This is a genomic window from Pararobbsia alpina (assembly GCF_965118125.1).
Taxonomy (GTDB): Bacteria; Pseudomonadota; Gammaproteobacteria; order Burkholderiales; family Burkholderiaceae; genus Pararobbsia; species Pararobbsia alpina_A.
Genome location: NZ_OZ221289.1, coordinates 56,358 through 79,364, shown reverse-complemented (window position 1 = coordinate 79,364; position 23,007 = coordinate 56,358). Strand labels below are relative to the sequence as shown.

Genomic DNA, 23,007 nt, shown 5'->3' with positions numbered 1-23,007 from the left:
TGCTCCAAGTGCGATAACTAAGAGCTGCGAATAGGCCGATGGGACCATTGCTGTGGCGCAAATCGCCAAGACCGCGATCATCGCCCGTGGCGTGTCTGCGCAGAACCGACGCGCCATCTCATCTCCATCACAACTTGTGCGACGACGGCTACCGCCACGAGCTTCAAGCCGTGAATCACGCCTGTACCGACTCGCTCCGTGATATTCGGCGAAAAGAGTGCGAAACCAATTAATAGATTTGCAGACGGAATCGTGAAACCTGCCCAGGCCGCGATGACGCCGGCCCACCCCGCACGCAACAGTCCAATTGCAAATCCAACTTGGCTGCTCGCCGGCCCCGGCAGGAGCTGGCATAAGGCGACCAGATCAGCGAACGCCGATTCGTCGAGCCAGCGGCGTCTGTCGACAAACTCCTTCCGGAAATATCCGATATGGGCGATCGGACCACCAAAGCTCGTGAGGCCGAGTTTCAGAAACGTTATCCCGACCTCGAGTGCGTGATGTCGAGGTTGACGGGCGTCAGACGTGTGTTCGGACATCGCCATTGTGTCATCCGCTGCACGGACCGCGTCGCAAGAAGGGGACTTGACGAAATCCGTCCACCTTGCCGAAGGAATACATCGATATCTGCCGTATTAAATTATCTGTAAACGTCGCTGTTACGCATGATCCCCTCTCTCTAGTTTAGCTCCCCCACGGACCCTTTCCGGCCCGGAGTCCCACCAACACTATGTCGTCAGGCAGTCTCTGTTTAGCGTCAGCCACCGCTCGCACTCGAGTATTTAGCCAATTCTTACTCCTCGTAATTTTCTAGAAAGGTAAAAGTAAATTATGTGCCGGACCTCAGTAACATGCCAGTGCTCCAATTCGCTCCGCTTCATCATGGTACGCAGTAGCGCAATACGACTAACTATCCCACATAGCACACTCCGCCCGCCCGAAACAGGCGCGCCGGATAGCGAATCTGGAGCCCGTTTAAATGTTCCGCAAAGCCCTTTTGCCGATCGCATGTGCGTCAGCGCTTCTCGCGCTGTCCGCTTGCGGAAGCGATGACAACAACAGTTCGACGACGTCCACGACGCCCTCGACGCCCGCCACGACCGTGTCCGCACAGGACGCACTGCCGACGGCAACGCCGATCAAGCACTTGGTCGTGATCTTCGGTGAGAACCGTTCGTTCGACCACTACTTCGGTACGTACCCGAACGCGCAAAACCCGCTGAACGAGCCGTCGTTCACGGCTGCTGCCGGCACGACGACGCCGTCGAACCTGAACCAGCTGAACCTCCTCACGGCGAATCCGACGACCCTGAACGCCGCCAACAACACGGCGTCGCCGGGTAGCGGCATCAACCCGTTCCGTCTCGATCGTTCGCAAGCCAACACCAATGGCCAGTCGCACGATTACATGAAGGAACAGCAAGCCGAAGACAACGGTGCCATGGACCTGTTCCCGGAATTCACGGGTAACAACGGTGCAGGCAGCGGCACGAAGTTCGGTACGCCGGGTCTCGTGATGGGTTACTTCGACGGTAACACGGTCACGGCACTGTGGAACTGGGCTCAAGGCTTCGCCATGAGCGACAACATGTACACGGACACGTTCGGTCCGTCGACCCCGGGTGCGATTGAAGTGATCTCGGGCCAGACGAACGGCGCGATCCCGGCGAACGGCGCGGCGCAAGGCGACAACGTGATCGCCGACGGTGCTGGTAGCTTCACGTTGAACGGCGACTCGGATCCGACGGGCGACACCTGCTCGTCGACCTCGACGACCGACAACGTGATCATGAGCACGAACAACAAGAACATCGGTGACCTGCTCAACGCGAAGAACATCACGTGGGGCGGCTTCATGGGTGGCTTCGACTTGACGGCTACGAACCCCAACGGCACGACGGCATGCCATCGCAGTACGTTCTCGTCGGTTCTGGCAGCCAATTCGACCGACTACGTGCCGCACCATGCGTGGTTCCAGTACTACGCTACGACGGCGAACCTGGCGCATACGCGTCCGACGTCGACGGCGCTGGTCGGTTTCACCGATCCGAAGGACAGCACGGCAACGCCGGTTCACCACCAGTATGACGTGAACGACTTCTTCGCGGCTGTGACGGCAGGCAACTTCCCGTCGGTCAGCTACATCAAGGCACCGGCAGTCGGCGACGGTCACCCGGGTAACTCGGATCCGCTCGACGAGCAAGCGTTCTACGCGAAGGTCGTGAACTTCCTCCAGCAGCAGCCGGACTGGAAGAACACCGCCGTCATCATCACGTACGACGACTCGGACGGTTGGTATGACCACCAGTACACGGCACCGACGACGTCGTCGGCTGACGCTACGGCTGACCAGCTGAATGGCGCCGGCACGTGTAACGCAGCGGGCGCAACGCCTGGCATCGGCGTTACCGGCTCGAACGTCAACGGCCGTTGCGGCCCGGGCACGCGTATCCCGCTGATCGTGATCTCGCCGTACGCGAAGAAGAACTACATCGACCACACGCAGATTACGCAAGCATCGGTTGTCAAGTTCATCGAAGACAACTGGCTCGGCGGTCAACGTATCGGCAACGCTTCGCACGACGCCTCGACGGGCAGCATCAACGCCCTGTTCGACTTCACGAACGGTGGTTCGACCCCGGCCGTGTTCGTCGATCCGACGACGGGTGTGAAGCTCGCGGCAGCCCCCGCGAACTAAGCAAGGCGAAGCTCGCGACGTGAATCTATACGCCGTGCAATGGAATACCTGCGCAGTGTGTAGTCCATAGCGAGCTTGCCACTTGAATTGAGCCGTTTCGGCGCCGATCTGCCTTCCAGGGTGGCTCGGCGCTTTGTCAGTTTATCGAGCCTGCTTTTACTGCCATGACTCTTCACACGAATGCCACAGTCTCTTCGCCGCTGCCCAAGGGCGATAGTCCTACACCTGGCGCGCCGCGACGCCTCACGCGCAAGCACGCGCTAAGAATTTTGCTCGCAGCGCTTCTGGTGTGCATTCTTGCGGCGGGTTATGCGCTGACGCATCCCGAGAAAATGCCGGATGCGATCGGCGCCTTCATCGAAGACATGACGGGGATCAACGCTCACCCCGTGCAACTCGTGCGCCCGCCTGTCGCTCCGCTGTCGGCGATGGCTGAGCTCGGCCGCCAGATCTTCAACGATCCGTCGTTATCTGCTTCGGGCAAGATGTCGTGCGCGACATGTCATAGCCCGCAGCACGCATATGGTCCGCCAAACGATCTGGCTGTGCAGTTGGGCGGCCCCGATATGACGCAGCCCGGTTATCGTCCGGCGCCTTCGCTTACGTATCTCTATCGACAGGCCACCTTCAGCATCGGCCCGGACCTCGGCGATACCGACGCACCTGTCGACCTCAATGCAACCGCTTCGGCCGCGCAAGGCGTGCAGCGTGCCGTCAAGACGGCAGGTGTCGCGCCCGCTGCTCCGGCGATGGTGCCGCAGGGCGGCTTCTTCTGGGACGGCCGGGCGAACACGCTGCAAGAGCAAGCGATCGGACCGCTGACCAACCCGGTCGAAATGGCGAATACCGACGCGCACGCGGTCGCGAAAAAACTGCTTGCGACAAAGTACGTCGACGCGTTCAAGCGTCTGTTCGGTCCGCGCATCGTCAACGCCCCGGACATGCTCGTTGATGAGGCGATGTTCGCGGTTGCGCGGTATCAATTTGAAGATGCCTCGTTCCATGAGTTCTCGAGCAAGTACGACTACTGGCTCGAAGGCAAGGCACGTCTGACGCGCGCAGAGCTTCACGGTCTGCAGCTGTTTAACGATCCGGACAAGGCGAACTGCGCCGGTTGCCATTTGAGCAAGGTGTCCGGCGACGGTCTGCCGCCGATGTTCACCGACACGCAATACGAAGCGCTCGGCGCACCGCGCAACCCGCATCTGGCGCAAAACAAGGATCCGAAGTTTTTCGATATGGGCGTGTGTGGACCGTTCCGTACGGATATCAAAGACCAGACGCAATACTGCGGCATGTTCCTCACGCCGACGCTGCGTAATACGGCCACACGTCACGCGTATTTCCATAACGGCGTGTACACGGACCTCAAACAGGTGATGGACTTCTACAACCTGCGCAATACCAACCCGGACAAGATTTATCCGAAGGACGCATCGGGCAAGGTCATGAAGTACGATGACATTCCGGCTCAATACCAGGCCAATATCGATGTCGCCGACGCGCCGTTCGATCGCAAGCTCGGTGACAAGCCGGCGATGACCGAAGCGGAGATTAACGACATCATCGCGTTCATCAAGACGCTCAACGACGGATACAAACCGTAATAGCTAGTGGTCGTGCAGTATCGACGCCGAATGTCTTCGCGTCGATACGGCGATGACTTTGCCTCGCGTGAGCGCGCGGTTTGGCGGCACCATATCGCGCCGTATATCGCTTTCCCGTAAGATGGCATCGTGTCTAGCACCAACCCCGCACGGAGCCGTTGCAGTGGCGTTCACGAAGGCATCAGTTCAAGACGTTCTTCACCCCTCGAAGAACCAATACATCAACGGCGCGGTGTATTCGCGCGAAATTGGCGCTACTGCGCCGGATGTGGCTCCTGACGCCCGTTGCCCGTTTTGTCTAAAGTTGGCGATGGTCCCAGACTGGCACCAAGGCCGCGTCCAAGGTTTTTTCCACCGTCATCGAGGTTCTTCGGGTACATGTCCCCTTGTAACGACGGGCGTGCAGCCAGTTGGTTTTCAAGCAGAATCATCGAGCGATCTGAAAGCCTATTCATCCCATCGCGACGCGTTTTTGGAGGTGTGGTATCACCAGTACCTCGCAATGAAGCGGCAAATCGGCTCCCTTGATATCGAACGATTTGTTCGCTTAGTCGAGCATGCCGACATTCTCAGGCTTTGGGCGCATCCTGAATTCAGACTCAACGACGTACCCGCCGTACTTCTCGTCCTGAGTGACCTGCTGGCCGACACGTCAGACGCGAAGAAGCCGGTTTGGGTGCGGTTTCGGTTTGCTGGGCTCGCGTCGAGCCTCGACGATCTATGGCGCCGAAAGAAGACACCCGCACTATTCAAGCTCAGCTACAAGCCACGCCCTGACGGCCGCCTGCCAAACTACAAAGAGCTGACGGATTGCACGCGAGTGATCATTGATTGGCGTTCGGTTCCGGGCGCATATGGGGGACCGTCACAGATGGAGTCAACAGCGTTCGAAGCGGCTTTTTCTACCGCCGGAAAGGCTGAAGCACTTTGAATTCTTCGCTTCGGCGAGGTTGCGTAGGCGCGGACGGAATATCGTTCTTGGCTTCGCGAATGACCGCTTTCACGCATTTAACAGTCGTGGCACCGGGACGTCTGATCGACGTTTACGGCTCGGCAACGGCAACACGAGTATCCGGGCCGCTGGGCTGCCGACGGCGATTCTTGAAATGCAGCACTCGGCCAGGAACAATCCTTTGATGCAGTCGAATCAAGGTCCGCCATAGGAACCAATAGGGCCACTCCGGGACACGCACGGTTAAACCACATCAATCTACGACGTGCGCCATTTCGTCGATGTCCCTCGGCCATAACCCTCCGGTGACACGACACAATCTCGACCGAGCGAACTGCTCTGGGTCGCAGAGCTAGTGAAAAAACATTTCCCCGAGCCCCGCAAGTGCGCAGAATCCAACGATTGCGAGTGGCGGCGCCTTCCAGCGTATAAGCAACACAAACGCGATCCCTGCAACTGCGAAATCGGCCGACGAGTGAATGGCGCTCGTCCATACGGGGGAATAGAGTGCCGTCGCCAGCAGACCAACAACGGCCGCATTGACTCCTGCGAGCGCTGCAGCCATCGATGGATGCGCGCGCAACTCCTGCCAGTACGGCATCGCGCCAATTACGAGCAAGAAGCCCGGCAGAAAGATCGCAATGGTTGCGATGGTCGCGCCGAATGCATGGCTTGGAACGCCAATGGCGACCCAGCCGAGAAAAGCCGCAAACGTGGAGAGGGGGCCGGGTATGGCTTGGGCCGCGCCGTACCCTGCAAGAAAATCGTTCGGTGCGACCCAGCCCGTTGCGACGGTTCGTTGCTGCAGCAAAGGCAGCATCACGTGTCCGCCTCCGAACACAAGCGCACCTGAGCGAAAAAACGCGTCAAATAACGTCAACACAGGACTTGGGTCGGACCGTGCAAGCGCAGGCACCGCAAAGAGCAACACGCAGAAAAGCAGCAATGCAACTGCACCGATTCGGCGAGAAACACGAAATCCGAATGACTCGGGAGGTGTCCCGATCTTGGCGGTGGACTCGACGGAGCGGCAAACAACCGTCCCGAGCAATCCGCCGCAAAGAATCACCAGAATCTGCGCGGAGGTCGCCGTTAAAACAGCAGACATGGCCAACGCAATGAGCGCGATCAATGCGCGGGGTCGGTCAGGGCAGAGTCGCCGCGCCATATCCCACACGGCCTGGGCTACGACTGCGACTGCGACAAGTTTCAGTCCGTGAATAAGCGCTGTCCCGGCAGCGCCGTTGAGGCGCGGGGCTAGGATCGCAAATGCTACGAGTAGAAGTGCCGACGGCAACGTGAATCCAATCCACGCTGCGAACGCGCCGAGCCAACTTGCGCGAAGCAAGCCGATGGAAAAACCAACCTGGCTGCTGGCCGGCCCAGGAAGAAATTGGCAAAGACCAACGAGATCGGTAAACGCCGCGTCGTCCAGCCACTGGAGTCGTTTGACGAACTCACGGCGAAAATAAGCAATGTGGGCCACCGGGCCGCCGAAGCTGGTCAGACCAAGTTTGAGGAACACCCAACCTACCTCTAAAACGCGACTCCATTGTTGGTGTGACGTTGAGGTTCGTCCAGGTGTTCCTGTTGTTTTGTTCACTTCGCACATTGCTAAAAATAAGGAAGTTGGTTTCTTGTCAGGCCCCTCGCTCTTTGCGAGGACCGCGTCGCAGCGAAACCCCAAGCTACTACCAATCAGGTGCCGTAGTGAATGCCCCTTTCGCTAACGAGCAACCGCGCTCCGACCTCCAAAATATTCTGAGAACCTCGCCACGAGCGACCCTCCATCCAGGCCGCGCTTACCGCTCAGATACTTGCTTGATTTACGCGCCTCATCAGTTCCTCGGCGCTTTCCTTTCTCTCGCTGTACCGGTCGACCAGATACGGACCGATGTCCCGGGTCAGGAGCGTGAACTTGATCAACTCCTCCATCACGTCAACGACGCGGTCGAAGTACGCAGACGGCTTCATGCGGCCCGCTTCGTCGAATTCGAGGAACGCCTTGGCGACGGAGGACTGGTTCGGGATGGTCAGCATGCGCATCCAGCGTCCGAGCACGCGCATCTGATTGACTGCGTTAAAGGACTGAGACCCGCCGCTCACCTGCATGACTGCGAGGGTCTTGCCTTGCGTAGGACGTACCGCGCCAACTGATAGCGGAATCCAGTCGATCTGAGCCTTCATGATGCCGGTCATGGAGCCATGCCGCTCGGGTGAGCACCAGACCATACCCTCCGACCACAGCGCGAGTTCGCGCAATTCACGCACTTTCGGATGACTATCCGGCACGTCGTCAGGCAGCGGCAGCCCGCTCGGGTTGAATGTGCGAACCTCGGCGCCCATCGCGAAGAGAAGGCGCGCGGCTTCCTCACTCAGCAGGCGGCTAAACGAGCGCTCGCGGAGAGAGCCGTAGAGCAAGAGAATGCGCGGCGGATGGGTCGAAGGCTTTGCGGAATGCAAGCTACCGATCGCGGGAACGCGAAAGAATGGCGGATCGATCTGAGGCAGGTCAGTCGTGATTCCGGACACGCTTGCCCTCCGAATCGACTACGGCTTCCCCATCTTCCTTGTTGAACGCGCCGCGTTGCGCAGCCGGCAGAATGTCGAGAACGATCTCGGAAGGACGACACAACCGCACACCCATCTCTGTCATCACGAACGGACGGTTGATGAGAATCGGGTGTGACATCATCGCGTCGATCAGTTGGCCGTCTGTCAATGCAGGGTTGTCCAGTTGCAATTCGGCGTACGGGGTTCCCTTTTGCCGCAGCACATCGCGCACAGCCAGTCCTGACTTTTCGATGAGTTCGATCAGCCTTTCTCGTGATGGCGGGTGTTTCAGGTACTCAATGACCGTGGGCTCAATTCCGGCATTGCGGATCATTGCAAGCGTATTGCGCGAGGTTCCGCAGTCGGGGTTGTGATAGATGGTAACTTCATTCATGTACTTGGCTCCCAGACTCTTAAGCGCACTCGTACCAGTCTTTCGAACGGTTCACGATCCGCACTACGAGCAGCATGACCGGCACTTCGATCAATACGCCCACAACCGTCGCGAGGGCCGCGCCGGAGTTAAAACCAAATAGTCCGATGGCGGTAGCGACGGCCAGCTCAAAGAAATTCGACGCGCCAATGAGCGCCGAGGGGCAGGCGATGCTGTGCTTCTCGCCGACTGCGCGGTTAAGTCCATACGCCAGGGCGGAGTTGAAAAAAACCTGGATCAGGATGGGCACGGCGAGCAGTACGATCACCAGCGGCTGCCGCAGGATGGCCTCACCCTGGAACGCGAATAGCAGAACCAATGTCGCGAGCAACGCCGTGATCGACCAGGGGCCGATTTTCGCCATCGTTGCGTCGAAAGCCGTCTGCCCTTTGGCAAGAAGCATCTTGCGCAGAAGTTGAGCGAGCGCCACCGGTATCACGATGTAAAGCACAACAGACGTAAGGAGCGTCGCCCAAGGGACGGTGATCGCAGAGATGCCAAGCAGCAACCCCACGAGCGGCGCAAATGCCACGACCATGATGCTGTCGTTGAGCGCCACCTGCGACAGCGTGAAGAGAGGGTCCCCACCTGTCAGCCGACTCCAGACGAAGACCATTGCCGTACATGGCGCAGCGGCAAGAAGGATCAACCCGGCCACATAGCTGTCGAGTTGAGCAACCGGCAGCATCGGCGCGAAGAGATGCTTGATGAACAACCAGCCGAGAAACGCCATCGTGAATGGCTTGACCATCCAGTTCACGAAGAGCGTGACGCCAATTCCCTTAATGTGCTGACGGACTTCGTGCAACGCACCGAAGTCGACCTTGACTAGCATCGGGATGATCATGACCCAGATGAGCAAGCCGACCGGGAGGTTGACTTGGGCGTACTCCATTCGTCCAATCGCCTGAAATGCATCCGGCAGCAGTTGGCCGAGCAGAATGCCAGCTACGATGCAGAGCGCAACCCAGATCGTCAGATACCGCTCAAAGAAGCTGATGGCGGGTTTCGAGGCCGTCTTTCGCGAGGCGGCGACATTTGGAGAACTCATGTAAGTCCAATGGTCTCAACAGCAGGCTGAACTGGCAGGTTCGACGGATACGCCGATAGGCTTTCCGCTGGGAACACAACAAGCTGATGCAGTTGCCGGCGGCGTCTCCTTGCGGCTCTCTCCGTAGACCGGGGCAGAGTCAAGAGTGTGGAAGTGCTCCCACGCGATTCCCTGCGGGTCGACGATCCAGTGCTTGTCGCTACGTGCGTAGCAGCAGGTCGTTTCGCCTTGGTCAAGCAAGGTCATGTCCGCCGCCGACGCTCTTTCGCTGAGTTCTGCAAGCTCAGCCGCGTCGTCGACCTGAAAACCCAAACGGTCCACACCGACTTTCGTTCCGCGCGTCGAAATCGCGAAGTTCACGCGCGGATCGTCCAGCATCCACTTCGCGTAATCCGCCTCTACGCGCGACGGCTCTGCGGCGAAGAGTTTTGAGTAGAACGCAACGCTGGCTGCAACATCGTCAACGTGGACGTGTATGTGGAACCGCTTCATGGACATTCTCCGTCAACACTTACAAGCCACCGCGCCCTGCTCAAGACAGGGCTGCCCCTGACAGCAGTTCTCGGTCAGGAAACCCAGCAGTGCGTTCATCTGCTCGAAGGCAGTTCGATAAATCAGGCTGCGACCATCGCGCTCTTGCGTGATCAGCCCCGCGTGCATCAACTCCTTCAGGTGAAAGGAGAGCGTCGCGTTGGGGACGGCAAGTTCCTCGGCGATGGCACCAGGCGTCATCCCGTCTGGACCGGCTACAACGAGTAGTCGGAACACGCGAAGGCGAAGGCCATGAGCGAGCGCAGCAAGGGCGTGAACAACATCGTTTTCTTCCATATTTCCAATATATTCGAAATGATTGGGCGGAGCAACCACGTTAGATCATGGCGTTGTGCTCGTTGGATGTCCCTATGGGACGTCTGCTAAGTGACCGCAAATGGACTGATGTCAGGTAGTGGCGGGTGGCCGAGTCGGGTCTGCAAAGGTCCGTCGCGCCGGGCTCCGTTCGGCCATGTTCGGTCTTCGTAATGAAATTCCGAAGGGCCGCTGCATCTCTAATTTGAGGCTTTCAGCGGGTGTGCATCTATCTGCGAAGAGTCAGCAACAGCGCAACTATCACCAAGACGGCCGCAGCCGCGAATAAAAGCTTCATGGTTTTCGAACAATTGGAAAGCTTTTTGTAGGCTGTCATGGTATCAGTGTTGACGTTCGGGTCGACAACGACTTCGGGGCTCTTCGAAACTTAGCTAGTGATCCGGCTGCGGCTGATGCGTTTCTCGGGCGCCCCAAGGCCGCTCCCACCTCGGAAGCGGCCGTAGCAATTGCGTTGGGTCAAGGGCCGTTGTGGGTCGTGTCCGGTCCGTCATCCCGCAGCGGTGGTTACCAGGCAGGCATCGTCGCCTGGCCGCCGACGGACCCTGTAGAGTTCCGCATTGCCTTGTGATATCTTCACGTCACTTTCCGCGTCTCTGACGCATCGACCCTGGCCGCAAGGCCCACTGCTGTACCCATACCACCCCATCGGGAATCTCTTCCCGTCGGGATGCAGGTTCCCTTTTTCATTTGGAGAACCTGCATGTCGTATCCTTCCTTTCTCCCTCTTGGTCGCATCAAGCAGTGCAACAATCCCCGTAAGTTTTTCGATCCGGCTGCGATGGCATCGCTCACTGCGTCTGTCAAAGAGCACGGTGTGATGCAACCGCTCCTCGTTCGACCTATCGAAGACGATTTCTTCGAAATCGTAGCTGGTGAGCGTCGATTCCGAGCCGCGCGCGACGCGCACGGGGACGACTATGAAATTCCCGTCCTGGTGCAAGAGATGTCGGCACTTGAAGCGCGAGCGAAGGCAATCGTTGAGAACATCCAACGAGACGACATGGCACCTTCGGAGGAAGCTATCTCCGCGGCTGAGCTCGTGGGAAACCTCAAAGGTGACCGCGACGAGGCCGCGCGGGTGCTGGGTTGGAGCAGAGCGACGTTGGATAGTCGTCTGGCGCTAATGAATTGCAGCACGCCAGTGCTCGAGGCTCTGAATACGCGCGGGATCTTGCTTGGCCACGCCGAGTTGCTCGCCGCGTTGTCCAAGGAAAATCAGGACAAGCTCCTGCCGATCATTCTCACTGAGAAGAAAACGGTTCCTGAATTGAAGAGGACCATCGAGAGCGTTTCGTGCGTTCTCGCCGCGGCGATCTTCGATAAAGCGGAGTGTGCGGGATGTCAGCACAATTCAGCGCTTCAATCGACGCTCTTCGGCGAAGCGATCGATGCAGGTAACTGCACCAATCGTGCTTGCTTCAATATGAAGGCCGAAGCGCACTTGCAGACCACGGCGGCTGCAATGAAAGACGAGTACCCGACGATTCGAATCGTGCGCGCGGGCGACAACAACACCCGTGTCCGGCTTCGGCCGGACGGTGCGACAGGTGTTGGTGAAGAGCAGGCCAAGTCGTGCCACGCGTGCCAGAACTACGGTGCCGCTATCAGCGGATTACCTGATTCGTTGGGCAAGATCTATCGCGGCCAATGTTTCGATACTGCATGCAATGCATCAAAGGTTGCCGCGCGCATCAAGTCGGAACGCGACGCATCGCAACCCAAAGCCAGGTCATCGGCCGACGGTTCTGCGCCCGCGAAGGCACAGGGAAAGTCGTTCGGCAGCAGCAAGTCGGCCGAAGCACCTGTGACGCCTGTGAGCGAGACCGAAAAGGTGAAAGCCTTTCGTGTTGCGCTGTGGCGCAAGGCGCTGCGGCGTGAAGTCGCGCGCGATGCCGACAAAGCGCGCCGCTATCTGTTGGCTACGATCCTCTGTGACTACGGCCGCAAGATCAACATCGATGCGATGAAAGTCGTATGGCAAAAGCTCACCGACGAGAAGGCGGCGTTCTCCGACATGGGGAGAGCAGCGATGGCGGTTGAAGCGCTTGCGGATGACGTGCAGGGCAGTCTTTTGATCGGAGCGACTGTCGCCGCGATCGAAGGGATCGAGGTGAACAATCTCGTGCAGCTTTGCAAGCATCACAAGCTCGATCTCGGTCTGCACTTCCAACTCTCCAAGGAGTTTCTGGAATTGCTCACAAAGTCCGAGATGATGGTCGTAGCGGACGAGATCGGTTTGCGCGCAGCGCTTGCCGACGAGTTCAAGAAGACTTTCAACAAGCCGAAGGGCGAGGTCATTGACGCGTTGCTGAGCGTCAGGGGCTTCGACTATGCCGGCAAGGTTCCGAAGGTCCTGAAGTACTGATCTGCGTTCGCAGGTCACATCCCCTTTTTGTTTCATCCAATTCGGAGTTTCGAAATGTTCCAGCTTTTGGAAGGCATCGTCGCGTCCTGCGACAAGGTCGTTCTTACCATGAAGGCCGTTAAGGGTGCCGAGAATCCCTTGATGAGCGTTGTTGTTGTGCCGTTTAGCGAAAATGCCAGTGACCCCGCGTTGAAGCAGCCGTTCCAGTTGACCGGCACTGCGGCGGATCTCGATGAGCACTTCGCGAAGCTGCTTGCCGGTTACGCTGTGCAGCGCGCCACGCTCGCCGAACAGGCGGCGGCGGCGGCGTTGGTCCTCGAGGCGGCAACGAAATCGCAATCGAGGAAGGCAACGACGGCGATCGCAAAGGGCAGTAAGCCCGCGCTTGAGACGGCCGAAGTGGAAAGCGATGGCGAAGATGAGGCCGGTGAATCATCGCCGGCAGTTTCGACGCCGGATACTCCACCTGTCGCTACCGCCTCGAGCGGTACGAACATGGCTGATCTTTTGGGTTGAGGAGATCGACATGGCTGAGACAGGAATCAACATCGTTACGCTGGTTCGTGAGTTCGTCTACAACGGCATGACCATCGCCGATCCCGGCGAGGCGTTCACGCCTGAGGATGTTCGCGACATCTACTCTGCGCAGTACCCGGAGCTGACCACGGCAGCTGTGGAAGGACCTGAGTACAGCAACGCAGTCGCTCGTTACACGTTCAAGCGTGCGGCAGGGGCGAAGGGTTGCCATGCGTAAGGAAGACTTGCTGACATGGCTGTCCGATATGGACAGTCCGTCGAATCAAGTGGAGCCGCCCGAAAGGGCGGTCTTTCTTTTAGATAAGGAAATCGAGCAATGCTCTTTGATCCTCAATCGGCTGATGTCGAGTTCGAGGCAAGCGGCCAGCGCTCGTACGAGCGCGCGAGCCGTACCGCTACCGAACATCGACCTGCCGCTGGTTTTTTAAGCGTTCCCAAGTTGGGCGGGGTCGTGCCGAATGCAGTGCTTCGTCGCCCGCATACCCATGACTATCGGAGAGTGGTGTTTCGTCACTTCCAAACCGGCGTGTTGCGCGCCGACGATGTGACGAGTCCAGTCGACGCGGGAGATGCTTTCGCTCAGGCATTCCACGCTTGGCTCGATCGCGAATGTCCGAAGTTCGAGCGACTCGAGTTTCAATTCGTACTTCTCGATGCCCAGGCCGTGAGAGTGGACGTCGAAATCGCAGGCAATGGTCATGGTCTCGATGTGGCGTCGCCGTTGTATTTGGGTCTGGAGTTGTCGAACGAGTCCTTTCACTCAATCGGCGATCGCGTTGATTCCATCCGTCGCACGCATCCGCGATTAATGGCCACAGCAGTTTCGTTGATCGATGAAGCGTCACGCCGAACAGTCTACGTGCGCACTCCGGACGAGTTTCTGGACATGTTCGCGCGCTGGTACTGGAATGGCAGTAGCGATTGCACGGATGAAGAGGCGACCGAGGAATTGAAAGATCGCTTTGGAGAGGATTTCGAAGAATTCCATCGATATATGCCCTCCGCAGTGCGTCCAATTCTGTGCCCTGACGACGCTAGACCTTTCCGGTACGACGCGTCTGTCATGCGCTGGAGAAAGGCGCCCGTACTTGGGGCGCCGGCTCTAGAGCGATTGTCGCTGGAAGGCGACAAGGCTGCACGAGGCTTGTGTCGCGAACTCCTTCAACTGAAGTCGCTTCTCGCAGGTGCGAAGCGACGCCGTGGCTTCCGCAATCAAACCCGAAACCTCTTTGGCCTCGAAGCATGGGGCAACTCACTATTTCCCGCGGCGACGCTCGCGATGAATGAGGACCAATTGGTTGGTCAACTGCTCGACGATCACTACAACTGCGAAATGCAGGGTGGCGAGTACACCTACTTCCAAGGGTTCGCGCCGTTTGCAACGGAGGCTCGCGCAATTCGTCGGCAGTTCGCTGATTGGCGGCATGCACTTCGAGTTCTGGGCTCGCTCGACCGGGTTCTCACACTTATTTCTTCCTGAGGTGTTTTTCCATGTCCAAGATCGTTGCAGGCGCGGAATCCGAGCTTCATGCGGTTCGCGCCATGGTGCTCTACGGTACAAGCGCTCAAGAGATCAAATACGCAACCGTTCACGATATTTCCATCGACGACGACACGCGGGTTCCGAAGTTGGGAGCCGGTGCGCCGATAGATCGAATTGCGCTCACGGACGCACTTGCGTCGCTGTCGCGCGAGGTCACGACCAAGGCCGAATTTGTCACGCCGAACGTTCTCTCGATCGGGCAACACTCGATTGCGTGGTGGTGCCCGTCGGCGCCTCGACGCGTCTTTTTCAATTGCGGCGAACTCGGCGTGCGCAATGAGCGCGTGCCGCACCCCTCGCTGGTCTTTCACGCGTCGCACGGCGGCTTCCGCGTCTTCGCGCTCGCAGACGATAGGCGGCCGGATCCGTCGACGCCGTTGTTCGAACCTCCGTACTTCAACACGTGGAATGCAGGAAAGATCTGCATCGGTAGTGCACGTGTACCTGATTGCATTGATGTTGCATCGATCGACGGGTGGGAGAGCGGCTTCTTCGATTCAGCATTCACTCATCCGAATCACGGTGGCAAACGCGTGGCTGATAAGGATGGCGAATTTGCCTTCTGGAAAGCGATGCTCGACGGCAAGTTCGCGGAGTTTCCACGAGAACTGCTAATTCCAATGAAACGAACGCTTGGCGACTTGATCGCGGGCAAACTGGAGTCACAATGAATCCGATTGATCAAACGCTGCAGATGTCGTTTCCAACCGTGATGGTGCCGCGACGGGAGTCGGTGGCACCGATGGTAGGGCTTGGCGAGCGGCTTCTTGCTGCGAGCAACGGTGTCTTTATTGAAATTGTGCGCCCGTGGGTGCACATTGTTCGTCGCATCGCGTCCTTTCAAGTGCGCACCGCAATTCCGTACGGTGTTGCGGAAGAGGTCACCGAGTTGCTCTGCGGCAAGGTGCCTGGCGACGTAATCAGCGAGTTTGCTCGTCTCGCACAGGAGGCGTCACCCAAGGAAACGGGTGCGTGGATTGTGTGGAGCGAGATGACTCGACGATTTCGAATGGTGCCCGTGCAAATTCTCTCGCATAGCGAGGGGCATTTGCGCTACGACCGTCCTGAAATCGAGGCCGACGAAGTGCTTGTGATCGACTGCCATTCCCATGGCCGCGGGCCGGCGTTCTTCTCGCGAACCGACAACGCTGACGATGCACACGACGTGAAGTTCGCGTTGGTGTTAGGTCACTGCGATACCGATCGTTTCTCGGCTGCGCTTCGCTTGTGCGCAAAGGGTATCTTCGAAGAAACGTCGGTACCGGCCACGTGGACGCAGTCGCTTTCGGTGCGGGAGGTTCAATGACGCAGGTCATTCACCGCATCCCGCCAAAGATGACGACGGACGCATGGCATGTCATCGTGATCGGCGCGGGAGGAACGGGGAGTGCATTGCTCCCGTTTCTCGCGCGTCTGCACCACGCGATGCTCGCACTTGGTCATCCCGGCGGTATCGATTGCACCGTGTACGACGACGATGTAGTGTCGGAAACGAACGTTGGTCGACAAGCTTTCTATCCCAACGACGTCGGCCAGCACAAGGCGCCGCTGCTCGTCACGCGGATTAATACGCTGATGGGCACGCGCTGGGATGCATTGACGCGCCGGGTCGGCGATGGTGATGTGCTTTGCGCCGATATGGTTGTTAGCTGTGTGGATACGCGGGCCGCTCGAGCGGCGATCGTAAAAGCGTTTGCGATTGGTGGCGGCGGTTACTACCTGGACTGTGGCAACGACACGGATCGAGGCCAGGTAATCCTTGGTGAGATTCGGAGCGCCACATCCGAATCCGAGCGACTCGCGCATGCGGGCGAACTCCTGCCGGATTTATTGAACCCGAGTCTGGACAAGGATGACGACACGCCGTCGTGTTCCATGGCTGAAGCGCTGGCCAAGCAATCGCTCGTTATCAATCAGGCGATCGCTGTGCAGGCGTACAACCTGCTCTGGACGTTGTTTCGGACGGGCACGCTGTCATTCAACGGCGTCTTTGTGAACCTGAGGACGGGTCGAACAAACCCACTTCCGTGTGACACCGACGCTTGGTTGCGTTTCGGCTATTCGACTAAAAAAGCGAAAAGCCCCAACGAAGAAGAGCGCGAACTCGACAGCGACCATGAGCGGGAGAGGTTCAAAGCGGCCGAAGCACGGAGATACCGCTTCGGCATGATGTCTTCAAACGTGTAGGTCACGCATATTTTCTAACCCCAGTGGGCGAAGCCGCCCATTGGGGCTGCTGCGTCTGCTTCATTTGTGGAGCAGCAAACAATGGAATACCCCGTTTTAGTCACAGTCGTGCAGTTCGCGGACAGCGAGGTGTTTCGATGCATCGCGCAGGGCGAGTTCTATGCTGATGGTGGTGTACGAATTGCCCGGCCGTTTAAGTTTGACGACGGGCACAATGCGATGGCCGATCCGCGGGATATCGAGTTCTGTGAGCTCGTATTGCCTGATGGCTCGGTCCGGCGCGATTTTTATGAAGTGAAGCCTGCGCCACCCGTGAGGCGATCACCAATTGAACAGCTGGCTCAACGGCTGCGTCCAGCGGCAGGCCATGCAGCACGCTTGTCGTTGGCAATATCGCTTTGCTACGCCGATCTAGGCTTCGGGCCAAGCGCTGCCGGTGCCGACATACCGCAGGTGCACGTCCACCGATCTGCCGCTCAATCGTATGTCGAGCCAGAGCGCGGCGCTTTAGCTGTTCTCGGCGCGCTCGCGCTGGCTTTTGATCACCCCCGACCCTAAGTGCTGTCGGACTTTACCCAACCCACACGTCCTAACGGATGCGTGGGTTTTTTTGTTTGGAGGCTCGGTGGCTATAGCCGGGGTCGGCCGTCAAACATCCAAAGCAGGTCTTCACTAACGTCAGCATTCTTCAAGACCCTGCTGTGTGCGCGTGGCCGCCGCGTGGGCTGCGCACCGCGTGTTCAACGATCGCGCGTTCCAGAGCAATAGGATCAATGGCCATAGTCGTTTCAACTTTGGTCGGCGAGATGAGGTATCCATTCCAGCGAGAAGGCTTCCTTCGCTCGTGGTGGGCTAGATTTTCGAATGCCGTTGCAGTAGGCTTTGCGCACTTTCCGCGTCTTCGACGCATCGACTCTCCCGCCAGGGAAACCGCGCTGACTTTGGGCGCGATTGCTGTTCGAGGCTGCGCCTCGCTTTGTTCTTCCTCCCATTGGGGCACTGCCCCCAAGGGAGTGCTCCTTTTTTTGTTCCAGGAGCACATCTTGAAGACTTCGTTTTCGCTTCGCGTTGCATTGCGACTTGCCCGTGTTCAATTGCCGACAGCCTTGGCTTTCAGCATCGTCATCGCATGCATTTTCTTCATTTTCGGTTGCGCGTTGACAGCGTCGAGTCAGGCTGGCCTCGCAGTTCAAGGCGGCGACCTGTTCGGACTCAGCGCGTACACCGACGCCCCTTTACCGCTGCCGTTCTCTGAGTGGCTGGTGGGTGGGCTGTTGATGCAGCTTCCATGGCTCGGTGACGAGCTTCAGGCGTGGGGATTGGTCTTGCTGTTTGCCCTGCCTTCGTTGGCATCGGGCAGCATCATGGTTGGTCGATTCGTACGCAAGCATTACTGACGCCACCAGCGTCACATTCGAAGCCCGCGCGAGCGGGCTTCAGCTTTCTTTCCCTATGGGGCATCGCCCCCAAAAGGGCGTGCTCCGTCTCCTGCGAGCACGTATGACCATCTCCCAATTTCAGCAGTCGAAGCTTCCCATCGATCGCCAGTCTATCCGTTCACCCCGTCTACTTCAGATGATCGAGCTTATTGAAGTTGCGCAGGCGCCCGATGGCAATCGCACGATTTGGAAAATGCTCGTCGACGCAGGTGCTTCTACCGAGCACATCCTTTTCCGAGATCCCTGTGAGCACGATGAGTCGATGCTCCCGGCCGCGCTTCAGTTCCGCGTGGACACAAGCAAGCTCAAGGGTTTTCTCATCATCGTCGACAACCCGTTTGACCGTTGCTTCGGCATCAAGGTGCAACCGGACGAAGGGGCGTCGAAGTTGTTTGGACGCGTGTTTGCCAAAGTCCTTGGTGACCGCATCGCGGATCTTGTCGACGACGGTTCTCGACGTACAGCAATCCCAGTCGTTTTGCTTACGCAGTAGTGGTCCGCTTATTCCTTTTCTCCGTTCAGGCGAAGCCATTGCCTGACTGCATGGCTTCGCCCTTTTTTTGAGATATCCGCCATGTTCAAACTCATCGTTGCAGTCGTCGTCGCGTCCATTCTGTCGGGATGCACACAAATTCCCGTGGGCAGTCCTGATTCGTACCAGCCGTCGTCGCTTATGCGCGGCAGCCAGGTCGAAGCTGCGACGGTGGTGCGCGTCCGCCCGGTCATGATTGAAGGGCAAGCGAACGGCCGAGATGCAAGTCCGATCGCGACTGTTCTTAGCTCGGTCGCCGGCGCCGTCCTCGGCGCGCGGGTGATCGGTAACGGCAACGGCCGCTACATCGCCGGTGCAATGTCCGGGACGATTAGTGGTGTGGTTGCCCAACAGGTTACGTCGAGCGCAGTGCGCCAGCCGGGACTCGAAATTGTCGTGAAGACCGAGTCTGGTCGGTTCATGTCGATTACGCAGGGGGCGCAGCAGATGTTCGCGCCCGGCGAACGCGTGATGCTTGTCTCGAGTGGCATGGACTACCGCGTCACTCATTGACCAATCACCAACTTGCAGCGTGGCCCCTTGCGGGGCTGCGCGGTGTTCTTCAACGAGAGGCTTGATGCAACCGAGCGGTGCTCCACCGCCACGGTTGCATCAATGCTTTCGTAGCGTCATCGACGCATCGAAACAACGTCTGGCTCCGCGGCCAGTCCACCTCTCCTGTTCGGGGCACTCGACCCCGCAAGGGAAGGGTGCCCGAAACCTTTCTGGGCACCTATGAAGATTTCTAAGAGCTTTCTAGCACTCGACTTTGCCGGCAGCAGCGGCGCGGTCGATGTTTTGGTTCGAGAAGCGACGCGCTTCTTTCGTCGTGTCGCAAGTGATATGCATCTAAGTGAATCGGAATTCACGATTCGCGAGGACAGGCACAGCGGCGAGGATGGCTACGTCGCTCTCCATGCCGATGCGCTGTACGTGCATATCCGTAAAGCCCCCAATCGGGCGGGCATCGCAATCCTTTACCGCACTTGTCGCGGGCGCGATGACCACGCCGGCGGCAAAGACAACTTCGTGTCGTTCACGCAGTTGATGTCGCACTCCGGCTATCAATCCTTCCTCAGCAATCTGCGGCTCGCCTCGGGCCTGAAGATCGCGTGATTCTTCTTCAACGGCTCGGCCGTTCCATCCCATGACTATCGGAACTATTACGCTGACGTTCGCCAACGGCGTCGTGCTGTCCGGCGGCGTGTCGTTTTCCGAGGAAAACGGGCAGGTCTTTCTCCCTGACCGCCTCAAATCGGCCATCGGAGCGGTGGTGGATGAGGGCGCAGTTCATGAAGCTACGCTCGCCGCGGGCGATCGCGAATATCGGGTCGACGTCGTCAGCCACTTGACCTATTTCGTGGACCTGGCGTCGCCACCATCGAAGGCCTGGGTCTTCCGGGCGGTAGATTCGTTGCTGCGCCCGACGGTAGCTCAGCGCCAGCAAATGGGGCGCTCGCTGCATTCGTTGGCGATCGCATCGCTAGGGGGGGCTGTGGGGCTCGCGCATTCTTACGGGCTGGGATTCTGGACGGTCGGACAGGAATTGACCGTCTGGGGTCTCATTCTGGCGTTCGTGCTACTCTTTGCACAAGGAAGTGTCCTAATGGAGCCTTCGAAATGAGCATTTTCGTCACCTTCTTCGCCGTCGCTCTCGTCTTCGGAATCGGCTACTACGCCGACAAGCACCGTCGCAGTTAGCACGGCAGTATTCGTTTCGCGGGCCTGATCGTCCGCCAGTTTTCCGAAAAGCCGCGTCCCGTGGGGGACGCGGCTTTTTTCTTTCCGTGTTCCACCCATGCGGGCGCCCCCCGTGTGGGGGCGCTCCGTCTTTTCTCGGCGCAGCAAATGTTGGAAATCACCAGGTCATCGATCGCGATCGTGTCGCTCGCAGTCATGGGTGCGCTTTCGGCTCGCCCGCTATCGCGGGGCAGGCCAATCAGACGTTGGAAGCGAATGTATCGGGTACGGTGGTACGCGTGCGGGCCGAGCAACTGGTCTTCCAGTTGTACAGCGTCACCCCTCGACGTCCAGCTTCGCGCCAACGCCTGTGCGCTTCCTTGACGTGTGCAGAGTTCGTACACCGCGGCTTGCCTGGACGCTAATGACGCGGCCGGTCGACCTACGTTGCCAACCACGCATCTCCTGGTTTCCGGATAGCGCTTGCGAACCCACGTTGTCAGTAACTGGCGACTGGGATAGCCCAATGCTTTCAGGGTGAAGCTGAAGCAACGCCGGTGATTGACGTAGTGCTCGAGTGCGACGGTTTTCTGTTCTTCTGAGTACTTCGGCTTTCGGCGAACATATTCCTTTTGCACATCGCCACTCCTCTCGAATACTCCGCACCACGCCTTCAGAGAATTCTTCGTCGGGTATCTACGGGATAAATTCGGAAGTGACAAATTGCTGTGTGCTGTTCCATTCGATCCACGAGAGATGAGTCGTCTAGTCGACGCGGAGCGGGACATGGACAAGAAATGCGGACGCAGCCGCACAGACGTGCGACTTGAGGCGTTCATTTACGAACGCGCGGGCGATTGGTGCGTCGACGTCAAGGCGGACGCTATTATCCCCGTGCATCGCAACTTCTCGACCGAATCGTTCCCGCAGTGGACTGAATCCGTGTCGAAGAATTGTCAAGGAGACCAAAGGGTCAAGTGACGGAATCTCGTCTAGCTGGGCGAATTGCCGTGGCCGAGGGGCCCGACCCGGAGGCGGTCGGTTTCTCTCGCCGGTTGACGGTGCAGGGACCAATGAGAACCGTGCTGGAACGGGTGACGCAAAGCCCGCCGTTTTCGCTGAATGTCGCGGGGCGTTTACGACGCCTGAATCTGTATCCGTAGCGTGCGTATGCATCGACTGTGCGACGCGCGCACATCGCTCCAAAGTGCCCCCGGCCAGCACCGGTAGTGCATTTTCCCCGTCGTGGCCGAATCTCGCCAACCGGTCGTTGCAAGTCACACCGAAAAGCCCCCTATTTTTTCGAAGCTTATCGGGAATGGCGTCTGCGTTCGTCGAGATACCATCCTGAAGGTAGAGCGCTGTTAGGACTGACACTTCGCCAGCCCTAACCACGTTTTACCCGCGTCTCTGACGCATCGACTCGCCGCTTGTCGGCAACTCTAGCGCCGCTTGCCGGCCAATCTCACCAGCCCCCGGGGACATCGTCCCCAACGGGCAGATGTCTTTGCGGGGCTTTCTTGCTTTCAAGGAAGCCACATGCAAGTTTCTCCCTCGCAATTGAAGTCGTTGCTCGAAGCACTGATTCCGCAGCGTTTGCCCGCGCTGATCACGGGAGCGCCTGGTATCGGCAAGAGCGACATCGTTGAGCAGGCGGCCGAAAGCACCGGCCGTGACCTTCTCATCTCTCACCCCGTTGTCGAAGATCCGACCGACTCCAAAGGCTTGCCGTTTCCGGCCGCCGACGGGTCAGCGGCTCGGTTTCTGCCGTTTGGCGATCTTGAGCGCGTCCTGCGATCGACGAGCCCGCTACTGTGGTTTCTCGATGACTTGGGCCAAGCCAGCACCGCCGTGCAAGCTGCGAAAATGCAGTTGCTGCTCGCACGGCGCATTGGCGAGCACAAGTTGCCGGACCACGTGACATTCGTTGCTGCGACGAACCGACAAACGGACAACGCAGGCGTTTCACGCATTCTCGATCCACTCAAAAGCCGGTTCGCTACCATCGTTGAGCTCAAGACGTCTATCAACGACTGGACGAAGTGGGCCGTGGCATACGGAGTGCAGCCAATGCTGGTCGCGTTTCTGCGCTTTCGCCCTGACTTGCTTAGCAGCGATGCCCGAGGTAAGGGCATGGCGAACGTGCACAGTCCCCGAAGCTGGGGCCTCGTCTCGAAGATGATGGGTGTGTTGCCGCAAGAGCTCGAGGTGCCCGCATTCAACGGCGCCGTGGGTGACGCGGCAACCGAGTTCCTCGCCTTCCTCCAGATCGCTCGCGAGCTCCCGTCTCCGGACGCGATTCTCGCAAGCCCTCACACGGCGAACATTCCCACTCGCCCGGCCGCGTTGTTTGCGATCGCGTCCGCGCTCGCGGCGCAAGCGACGCAGTCGAATTTCGATCGCGTCACGGTCTATGCCGAGCGACTTATCGAAGCGGGGCACGGCGAGTTCGCAGCGCTTCTCGTGCGCGACGCAGTGCGTCGCAACGAGGAGGTCTCGCAATCACCCGCATTCATCGTTGCGCAAGGTGGCCCGATCGGTGCATTGATCCGCGGCGAATAGT

The 23,007-nt window shown here is 58.6% G+C and carries 24 protein-coding genes and 1 pseudogene; 17 read left to right on the top strand and 8 right to left on the bottom strand.

Going from position 1 to position 23,007, the window contains the following annotated elements; all coding sequences use genetic code 11:
• Positions 1-77: 77 nt before the first annotated feature.
• Positions 78-545, bottom strand: a complete 468-nt coding sequence (locus ACMFWR_RS31145) for a chromate transporter (protein ID WP_413197648.1) — start codon at positions 543-545, stop codon at positions 78-80.
• Between the two features lie 434 nt (positions 546-979).
• On the opposite strand from ACMFWR_RS31145, the gene ACMFWR_RS31140 reads away from it, so the two are divergent.
• From ACMFWR_RS31140 to ACMFWR_RS31130, 3 genes are all read left to right on the top strand, one after another.
• Positions 980-2,698 (top strand): phospholipase C, encoded by a 1,719-nt coding sequence (locus tag ACMFWR_RS31140; protein WP_413197647.1) that lies wholly within the window; start codon positions 980-982, stop codon positions 2,696-2,698.
• Between the two features lie 164 nt (positions 2,699-2,862).
• Positions 2,863-4,305 (top strand): cytochrome-c peroxidase, encoded by a 1,443-nt coding sequence (locus ACMFWR_RS31135; protein WP_413197646.1) that lies wholly within the window; start codon positions 2,863-2,865, stop codon positions 4,303-4,305.
• Between the two features lie 163 nt (positions 4,306-4,468).
• Positions 4,469-5,236: a hypothetical protein gene (locus tag ACMFWR_RS31130; protein WP_413197645.1), complete on the top strand. Its 768-nt coding sequence runs from the start codon at positions 4,469-4,471 to the stop codon at positions 5,234-5,236.
• 373 nt (positions 5,237-5,609) lie between these two features.
• Here ACMFWR_RS31130 and chrA read toward each other — a convergent pair whose 3' ends face one another.
• The 6 genes from chrA to ACMFWR_RS31100 all read right to left on the bottom strand — a co-directional run bounded on the left by chrA (position 5,610) and on the right by ACMFWR_RS31100 (position 10,122).
• A complete protein-coding gene (gene chrA / locus ACMFWR_RS31125; protein ID WP_413197759.1) occupies positions 5,610-6,869 on the bottom strand; it encodes a chromate efflux transporter in 1,260 nt (419 codons plus the stop codon).
• A 197-nt stretch (positions 6,870-7,066) separates the two neighbouring features.
• Complete coding sequence (gene arsH, locus ACMFWR_RS31120) at positions 7,067-7,804, bottom strand: arsenical resistance protein ArsH (protein ID WP_413197758.1); 738 nt, start codon at positions 7,802-7,804, stop codon at positions 7,067-7,069.
• Entirely contained in the window at positions 7,770-8,204 is a 435-nt protein-coding gene (gene arsC, locus ACMFWR_RS31115) for an arsenate reductase (glutaredoxin) (protein ID WP_413197644.1), read from the bottom strand. Before arsC ends, arsH begins: the two co-directional genes overlap by 35 nt.
• Before the next feature lie 19 nt (positions 8,205-8,223).
• Entirely contained in the window at positions 8,224-9,294 is a 1,071-nt protein-coding gene (arsB, locus tag ACMFWR_RS31110; protein WP_413197643.1) for an ACR3 family arsenite efflux transporter, read from the bottom strand.
• Between the two features lie 15 nt (positions 9,295-9,309).
• Positions 9,310-9,786, bottom strand: coding sequence for an ArsI/CadI family heavy metal resistance metalloenzyme (locus ACMFWR_RS31105; protein WP_413197642.1), 477 nt, complete (start codon positions 9,784-9,786; stop codon positions 9,310-9,312).
• A gap of 12 nt (positions 9,787-9,798) precedes the next feature.
• On the bottom strand, positions 9,799-10,122 hold the full coding sequence (locus ACMFWR_RS31100; protein WP_413197757.1) for an ArsR/SmtB family transcription factor: 324 nt from the start codon (positions 10,120-10,122) through the stop codon (positions 9,799-9,801).
• A 739-nt stretch (positions 10,123-10,861) separates the two neighbouring features.
• Between ACMFWR_RS31100 and ACMFWR_RS31095 the strand changes: the two genes are divergently transcribed.
• The 13 genes from ACMFWR_RS31095 (at position 10,862) to ACMFWR_RS31035 (ending at position 20,388) form a co-directional block, all read left to right on the top strand.
• The gene (locus ACMFWR_RS31095; RefSeq protein ID WP_413197641.1) at positions 10,862-12,526 is read left to right on the top strand and encodes a PRTRC system ParB family protein; all 1,665 of its coding nucleotides are present in this window, start codon (positions 10,862-10,864) and stop codon (positions 12,524-12,526) included.
• Positions 12,527-12,580: 54 nt separating this feature from the next.
• Positions 12,581-13,042, top strand: a complete 462-nt coding sequence (locus ACMFWR_RS31090; RefSeq protein WP_413197640.1) for a PRTRC system protein E — start codon at positions 12,581-12,583, stop codon at positions 13,040-13,042.
• A gap of 10 nt (positions 13,043-13,052) precedes the next feature.
• A complete protein-coding gene (locus ACMFWR_RS31085) occupies positions 13,053-13,280 on the top strand; it encodes a PRTRC system protein C (RefSeq protein WP_413197639.1) in 228 nt (75 codons plus the stop codon).
• Positions 13,281-13,379: 99 nt separating this feature from the next.
• A complete protein-coding gene (locus ACMFWR_RS31080) occupies positions 13,380-14,543 on the top strand; it encodes a PRTRC system protein F (RefSeq protein ID WP_413197638.1) in 1,164 nt (387 codons plus the stop codon).
• Positions 14,544-14,554: 11 nt separating this feature from the next.
• Positions 14,555-15,277: a PRTRC system protein B gene (locus ACMFWR_RS31075; RefSeq protein ID WP_413197637.1), complete on the top strand. Its 723-nt coding sequence runs from the start codon at positions 14,555-14,557 to the stop codon at positions 15,275-15,277.
• Positions 15,274-15,912: a PRTRC system protein A gene (locus tag ACMFWR_RS31070; protein ID WP_413197636.1), complete on the top strand. Its 639-nt coding sequence runs from the start codon at positions 15,274-15,276 to the stop codon at positions 15,910-15,912. The genes ACMFWR_RS31075 and ACMFWR_RS31070 overlap by 4 nt, the downstream gene beginning before the upstream one ends.
• Entirely contained in the window at positions 15,909-16,793 is an 885-nt protein-coding gene (locus ACMFWR_RS31065; protein WP_413197635.1) for a PRTRC system ThiF family protein, read from the top strand. Before ACMFWR_RS31070 ends, ACMFWR_RS31065 begins: the two co-directional genes overlap by 4 nt.
• Positions 16,794-16,874: 81 nt before the next feature.
• On the top strand, positions 16,875-17,351 hold the full coding sequence (locus tag ACMFWR_RS31060) for a hypothetical protein (RefSeq protein ID WP_413197634.1): 477 nt from the start codon (positions 16,875-16,877) through the stop codon (positions 17,349-17,351).
• Between the two features lie 485 nt (positions 17,352-17,836).
• Positions 17,837-18,190 (top strand): hypothetical protein, encoded by a 354-nt coding sequence (locus ACMFWR_RS31055; RefSeq protein WP_413197633.1) that lies wholly within the window; start codon positions 17,837-17,839, stop codon positions 18,188-18,190.
• Positions 18,191-18,293: 103 nt separating this feature from the next.
• Entirely contained in the window at positions 18,294-18,725 is a 432-nt protein-coding gene (locus ACMFWR_RS31050; RefSeq protein WP_413197632.1) for a hypothetical protein, read from the top strand.
• Between the two features lie 81 nt (positions 18,726-18,806).
• Complete coding sequence (locus ACMFWR_RS31045; RefSeq protein WP_413197631.1) at positions 18,807-19,277, top strand: glycine zipper 2TM domain-containing protein; 471 nt, start codon at positions 18,807-18,809, stop codon at positions 19,275-19,277.
• A gap of 222 nt (positions 19,278-19,499) precedes the next feature.
• Positions 19,500-19,880 (top strand): hypothetical protein, encoded by a 381-nt coding sequence (locus ACMFWR_RS31040; protein ID WP_413197630.1) that lies wholly within the window; start codon positions 19,500-19,502, stop codon positions 19,878-19,880.
• 31 nt (positions 19,881-19,911) lie between these two features.
• Positions 19,912-20,388, top strand: a complete 477-nt coding sequence (locus tag ACMFWR_RS31035; RefSeq protein ID WP_413197629.1) for a hypothetical protein — start codon at positions 19,912-19,914, stop codon at positions 20,386-20,388.
• Between the two features lie 357 nt (positions 20,389-20,745).
• On the opposite strand, the pseudogene ACMFWR_RS31030 reads toward ACMFWR_RS31035, so the two are convergent.
• Positions 20,746-21,139: pseudogene (locus ACMFWR_RS31030) on the bottom strand (IS3 family transposase); the annotation flags it as partial.
• A gap of 844 nt (positions 21,140-21,983) precedes the next feature.
• On the opposite strand from ACMFWR_RS31030, the gene ACMFWR_RS31025 reads away from it, so the two are divergent.
• Entirely contained in the window at positions 21,984-23,006 is a 1,023-nt protein-coding gene (locus ACMFWR_RS31025; RefSeq protein WP_413197628.1) for an ATP-binding protein, read from the top strand.
• Position 23,007 lies beyond the last annotated feature (1 nt).

What these genes read in the sequence shown, in the direction of transcription:
- ACMFWR_RS31095 (WP_413197641.1), top strand. Translation starts at nt 10,862, where the DNA reads ATGTCGTATCCTTCCTTTCTCCCTCTTGGTCGCATCAAGCAGTGCAAC.
- ACMFWR_RS31060 (WP_413197634.1), top strand. Translation starts at nt 16,875, where the DNA reads ATGGAATACCCCGTTTTAGTCACAGTCGTGCAGTTCGCGGACAGCGAG.
- arsB (WP_413197643.1), bottom strand. Translation starts at nt 9,294, where the DNA reads ATGAGTTCTCCAAATGTCGCCGCCTCGCGAAAGACGGCCTCGAAACCC.
- ACMFWR_RS31025 (WP_413197628.1), top strand. Translation starts at nt 21,984, where the DNA reads ATGCAAGTTTCTCCCTCGCAATTGAAGTCGTTGCTCGAAGCACTGATT.
- ACMFWR_RS31090 (WP_413197640.1), top strand. Translation starts at nt 12,581, where the DNA reads ATGTTCCAGCTTTTGGAAGGCATCGTCGCGTCCTGCGACAAGGTCGTT.
- ACMFWR_RS31045 (WP_413197631.1), top strand. Translation starts at nt 18,807, where the DNA reads ATGTTCAAACTCATCGTTGCAGTCGTCGTCGCGTCCATTCTGTCGGGA.
- ACMFWR_RS31050 (WP_413197632.1), top strand. Translation starts at nt 18,294, where the DNA reads ATGACCATCTCCCAATTTCAGCAGTCGAAGCTTCCCATCGATCGCCAG.
- ACMFWR_RS31080 (WP_413197638.1), top strand. Translation starts at nt 13,380, where the DNA reads ATGCTCTTTGATCCTCAATCGGCTGATGTCGAGTTCGAGGCAAGCGGC.
- chrA (WP_413197759.1), bottom strand. Translation starts at nt 6,869, where the DNA reads ATGTGCGAAGTGAACAAAACAACAGGAACACCTGGACGAACCTCAACG.
- ACMFWR_RS31135 (WP_413197646.1), top strand. Translation starts at nt 2,863, where the DNA reads ATGACTCTTCACACGAATGCCACAGTCTCTTCGCCGCTGCCCAAGGGC.
- ACMFWR_RS31070 (WP_413197636.1), top strand. Translation starts at nt 15,274, where the DNA reads ATGAATCCGATTGATCAAACGCTGCAGATGTCGTTTCCAACCGTGATG.
- ACMFWR_RS31065 (WP_413197635.1), top strand. Translation starts at nt 15,909, where the DNA reads ATGACGCAGGTCATTCACCGCATCCCGCCAAAGATGACGACGGACGCA.
- ACMFWR_RS31145 (WP_413197648.1), bottom strand. Translation starts at nt 545, where the DNA reads ATGGCGATGTCCGAACACACGTCTGACGCCCGTCAACCTCGACATCAC.
- ACMFWR_RS31075 (WP_413197637.1), top strand. Translation starts at nt 14,555, where the DNA reads ATGTCCAAGATCGTTGCAGGCGCGGAATCCGAGCTTCATGCGGTTCGC.
- ACMFWR_RS31085 (WP_413197639.1), top strand. Translation starts at nt 13,053, where the DNA reads ATGGCTGAGACAGGAATCAACATCGTTACGCTGGTTCGTGAGTTCGTC.
- ACMFWR_RS31040 (WP_413197630.1), top strand. Translation starts at nt 19,500, where the DNA reads ATGAAGATTTCTAAGAGCTTTCTAGCACTCGACTTTGCCGGCAGCAGC.
- ACMFWR_RS31105 (WP_413197642.1), bottom strand. Translation starts at nt 9,786, where the DNA reads ATGAAGCGGTTCCACATACACGTCCACGTTGACGATGTTGCAGCCAGC.
- ACMFWR_RS31100 (WP_413197757.1), bottom strand. Translation starts at nt 10,122, where the DNA reads ATGGAAGAAAACGATGTTGTTCACGCCCTTGCTGCGCTCGCTCATGGC.
- ACMFWR_RS31140 (WP_413197647.1), top strand. Translation starts at nt 980, where the DNA reads ATGTTCCGCAAAGCCCTTTTGCCGATCGCATGTGCGTCAGCGCTTCTC.
- ACMFWR_RS31035 (WP_413197629.1), top strand. Translation starts at nt 19,912, where the DNA reads ATGACTATCGGAACTATTACGCTGACGTTCGCCAACGGCGTCGTGCTG.
- arsC (WP_413197644.1), bottom strand. Translation starts at nt 8,204, where the DNA reads ATGAATGAAGTTACCATCTATCACAACCCCGACTGCGGAACCTCGCGC.